This is a genomic window from Oenococcus sp., assembly GCF_047725585.1.
Classification (GTDB): Bacteria; Bacillota; Bacilli; order Lactobacillales; family Lactobacillaceae; genus Oenococcus; species Oenococcus kitaharae_A.
Genome location: NZ_JBDNNF010000010.1, coordinates 1 through 5,074, shown reverse-complemented (window position 1 = coordinate 5,074; position 5,074 = coordinate 1). Strand labels below are relative to the sequence as shown.

Genomic DNA, 5,074 nt, shown 5'->3' with positions numbered 1-5,074 from the left:
GGGAGGGGAAAGCAAGTTCGATTTATAGGGGCGTGTATTTTTTTACTAATAAATAGACATCAAAAAATTGCTATTCAAAAATCCGAGTATTAGATTTCTGATAAAAACTATATAATCAAAATAGTATTTTATTTTGGGGAGAGAATGGCAAACTATAAGACGAAAGCTGAATTGGATTTTGAAAAAGAAGTCGTAAATCAGCTGACTGTTGGGCATAATCAGTGGGTCGAGCGTAAAGATCTGTATGAAGCGACTCCTGAAAAGCTTTGGGCAAATCTACGCGAAAAAATAAATAATAACAATTACGCTGTTTTGCAGGGTCAGCCATTAACTGACCAGGAATTTGGTCGTGTCCAAAGAGCAATAGAGGTTCAGACGCCATATGAGGCTGCTCAATTGCTTGCTGCCGAAAATGGTATCGGTAAAATCGTGATAGAGCGTGATGATGCTCAGCTGGATAAAGTGACGCTCGAACTTTTTTGGAAAGCTGATGTAGCTGGTGGTAAGTCCAGTTATGAAATTGTGCGTCAGGCTATCCGTCCCAAGGGAACTAATGTAAATGGTGATGATCAGGATCGTCGTTTTGATGTCACTTTATTAATTAACGGTCTGCCTCTAATCCAACTCGAGTTCAAGAAATCAACTGTCGAACTTGGTCAAGCGTTCACTCAAATTAAAAAATATGCAGCGGAAAGCAAGTACACAGGTATCTATTCTTTACTGCAAATGTTTGTCATTATGAGTCCTGATAGCTCTGCCTATTTTGCTAACTGTGAGCCGGGACATTTCAATGATTCTTTCATTTTTCATTGGCGTACACGAGATAACAAGCCAGTTGAAGATGGTCTGAAATTCACCCAGCAAGTCTTAAATATTCCCATGGCACACAAGTTGGTCAGTGAATACACAGTCATGGATGAAGAGAGAAAAAGCCTGATTCTGTTGCGTCCTTATCAAATTTATGCGATTCAAGCCGTTATGGAACGCATTCATGAACACAAAAATGGTTTCGTGTGGCATACGACTGGCTCGGGAAAAACATTGACTTCATATAAGACAGCTAAATTGGCAGCACAAGATCCATCAGTCGATCGTGTCATCTTTCTGCTTGATCGAAAAGATTTAGATGAACAAACAACCAGTAATTTTTCCGCCTATGCTGCTAATGATGATATGCAGGTTAACGAGGCGCAGAATACCTCTGATTTAATCAAAAAGTTATTGAGCAACGACAGTAAAGTTTTGATCGCCTCTATCCAAAAAATGCATCGTGCTGTGCAGCGTCAACAAGAGTCTATCCAAGAAGGCAAACAATCTCGCTGGGCAAAGTTATTTGAAAAAAGAATTGTTTTCTTTGTCGATGAAGCACATCGGTCACAGTTCGGCAAGATGCAAAAAGAAATTCGTGAGGCTTTTTATAACAGTAATTGGTATGGATATACAGGAACTCCGATTTTCCTAGAGAATAAAAAAGCTATTAAAGGGGACTTGGCTGTCACTACTGAAGAACTTTTCGGTCCTGTCTGTCATACATATAACATTCGCGATGCCTTGGAAGACCAAGCTGTACTGCCTTTTAATGTGGAACATGTCAACACGATTAATAAAGACACATTAGTCAAGCGAGCTTTTGAAGAAGAAAAAAAGAAGATAACTGCAAAACGCTTCCAGCAAAATCAGCCGGTCACGACTAATGACCTTATGAATGTTAAAAAGCAGGTACGCAGACTAACTGATTTAGAATTAGAAAAATATTTAGTCAAAACAGATTTTGAAAAAGATGAGCATCGGCACCAAGTGGCGGCTTATATTTTGAAAAACGGTTCCCGGAAAACGAGTCTTGGTCATGGCAATTTCAACGCCATCTTAACAACTAGCTCGATCAAATTAGCTCAGCAATATTATCAGTTGTTTAAGGCTATGAAAAACGATCCAGAGTATCAAAACGAAGCGGATCCTGACTGGCCTAGAATCGCCATTACTTATTCTTTGACAGAGAATGACGATCAAAGTGATGTCAATCGTCAGCAAATGTCTACGGTTCTAAAAGATTATAACCAGCAATACGGGACGCATTTTGATCTAGATACTTTGGCTTTATATAACGAAGACGTTGCCAAACGCGCGGCCCGGCGTGAAGATTCTTATGCCCATCTGACGAAGAATCAGGAAATTAATTTAGTCATCGTAGTTAAACGTCTTTTGACAGGATTTGATGCACCAAGGCTGAACACACTTTTTGTAGATCGCGTCTTGGAACATCAAGAATTGATCCAAGCATATTCGCGTACAAATCGTTTGCAGGATAAAGAACTAAAACAGGAAGGGCAGATTGTTACTTTCCGTATGCCAGCAACGATGGAAGCTAACGAAGAAGAAGCCTACAAGCTTTACAGTGGGGAAGGCACCTTTGATCTGGTTACACGTCCTAGCTATACAAAAGCTGTTGCCAAATTTAAAGAAACAGTCACAGAGTTAAAAACCATCGCGCCAATAGCTGACGCAGTCGATGATTTGAAAGGCACTGCCGATAAAGTTGCCTTTGTCAAAGCTTTCAGGAAAATGAATACGCAGCTTAATTCGCTTTCCATGTATACCGATTTTACTTGGGAAGATAGTCAGAAAAATTTTGGACTTGTCGAAGATGAGGTACAACACTATGCTGGTAAATTTAATCGGATTAAATCAGAACTGCCGCCACAACCATCAGATGACGATCCACTTTCTAATTTGGATTTCTCGCTCTCTGTCGGATCGGTCACTTTGGTCGACTATGATTACATCACAGATCTGATCCAAGATTGGCTAGACCAGCAGCAAAAATACCTGAATAAGGAATTAGCTCAAGAAAATATGAGTGACTACCTTCAATCAGAAGCGGATATTCAGGAGAAAATCAATCAATTCGCTAAAGATGGTCATCCTATGAAGGCCGAGGTTCTAAGAGCTGAATGGGCAAATGCTCAAAAACAGTCAGCAGAAAATAAGATTAATCACGCTAAGGGCTTGCCTGTCCGGCCTTTAATCGCCAAAGAACTAAATGCTGAATATGAGGAAGAACAAATTAGAAACAAAGTAGAACATTTTGCCTATTTATGGGGTCTAAAACCTAGTGCATTGCTTCGAGTGGCTAATGAACATCCAATTGACAGTGATGTCTGGGAACACGAGCAGGAATTAACGGAGTCTGCAGATGTCGACAAGGCCAAGGCAGCTCAAGAACAAGATGCAGCAGGTTTGCAGTTTAACGGACCGCTACCGATTTATCGGATTAAAGCCAAAAACGCCTGGCGCAACTTCATCACTGAAGATTTAGCGGCTTATCTTACAAAATAATTTAGGAGAAGGTATGGAAAGTAATAATCGTGCAAGTTCATTGGAGTCAGCGCTGTGGAGTGCAGCTGATGTGCTTCGAGGCAAAATGGATGCTTCGGAATATAAAAATTATTTGTTAGGCCTGATTTTTTATCGATTCTTGTCTGAAAAAGTATTATCAACTTTTGGCAAATGGGCCGGCATTGATCAAGATATTGAAAAGACTTATCAAGAATACATGGATCCGAATTTCCAGATGAGTGGTGTGACGATTCGTGATTCAGCTCTTGAATATATCAAAAATAGCCTTGGCTATTCAATTGAAGCAGATGCTTTATATTCCAGTTTGATTGAAAAAATCCGGATGCATAAGTTCGCACTTGATGATCTTGCCCAGGCACTTCATGACCTTGAAAATTCGACGATCGGCCAACGCTCTGCGCAGGATTTTGCCGGTTTGTTCGCGGATGTTGATCTGACTAGTAATAAATTAGGCAGCAGTTTGTCACAACGCAACCAAGTTATCAGCGATACGATGCTGGCTTTGAATAATATTGATTTGACGGCACACAATGGGGACGTTTTAGGGGATGCCTATGAATATCTGATTGCCCAATTCGCTAGTGATTCTGGTAAAAAAGCGGGAGAATTTTATACGCCCAGGCAAGTATCTGATATTATCGCGCAGATTGTGACTTATAAGAGAGATTCTGGAGATGCCCAAATTCGCAGTATTTATGATCCGGCAGTTGGCTCTGGTTCTTTGTTACTAAATGTTGGCCAACATGTGGCTGATCCAAGTCTGGTCAGTTATCATGGACAAGAATTAAACACGACCACTTTTAACTTGGCACGTATGAATTTAATGCTTCATGGTGTGTCCTATGAAGATATGCACTTAAATAACGGCGATACTTTATCGAAAGACTGGCCAACAGATGAACCTTATCTTTTCGATGCTGTCGTGATGAATCCACCATACTCTGCTCAGTGGAACAATAGTGACAGTCGTCTAGCTGATCCTAGGTTTAGGGATTATGGGGTGCTGGCACCGAAGTCTAAGGCTGACTTTGCTTTTTTGCTGCATGGCTTTTATCATTTGCAGGAAAAGGGAACCATGGGGATTGTGCTCCCTCATGGCGTCTTATTTCGTGGTGCGGCTGAAGGCAAAATTCGTCAGAAATTATTGGAAGATAATCGTATTGATGCCATTATCGGTTTACCAGCGAATATTTTTCATTCGACCGGTATTCCGACTCTCATTATGGTTTTGAAGAAACATAAAACGACTGATGATGTCTTATTTATTGATGCTTCTCGAGATTTTGAAAAAGACAAGAACCAGAACCGTCTGGCTGAAGCTAATATTAACAAGATTGTTGATGCCTACAAAAATCGCCAAGATGTTGATAAATATGCGCATGTTGCTTCGATGGATGAAATCAAAAGTAACGATTACAATCTCAACATCCCACGCTATGTTGACACCTTTGAAGCTGAACCTGAAATTGATTTGGAGCAGGTCAAAAATGAATTAGCAGATATTGATAAAGAAATTTCTGAAAATCTAGTTGATTTTCAATCTTTGGAAGCTCAATTAGTCAAAACGAATATTGATGCAACAGCAACAAAGCAGGGAATTAAGTAATATGGTTGGAGAAAATAAAAATATTCCTGAATTGCGTTTTCAAGGATTCAGTGGAGCTTGGGAAAAGCGTAAGTTAGGCGATTTTACCGATAGTTATTCAGGCGGTACTCC

2 protein-coding genes are annotated in these 5,074 nt (G+C 40.1%); both read left to right on the top strand.

Annotated elements, in window-relative coordinates; genetic code table 11:
* Positions 1 to 144 precede the first annotated feature (144 nt).
* Positions 145 to 3,336 (top strand): type I restriction endonuclease subunit R, encoded by a 3,192-nt coding sequence (locus ABF487_RS09065; RefSeq protein ID WP_415635087.1) that lies wholly within the window; start codon positions 145 to 147, stop codon positions 3,334 to 3,336.
* A 13-nt stretch (positions 3,337 to 3,349) separates the two neighbouring features.
* Positions 3,350 to 4,963 (top strand): type I restriction-modification system subunit M, encoded by a 1,614-nt coding sequence (locus ABF487_RS09060; protein ID WP_415635086.1) that lies wholly within the window; start codon positions 3,350 to 3,352, stop codon positions 4,961 to 4,963.
* Positions 4,964 to 5,074: the final 111 nt, after the last annotated feature.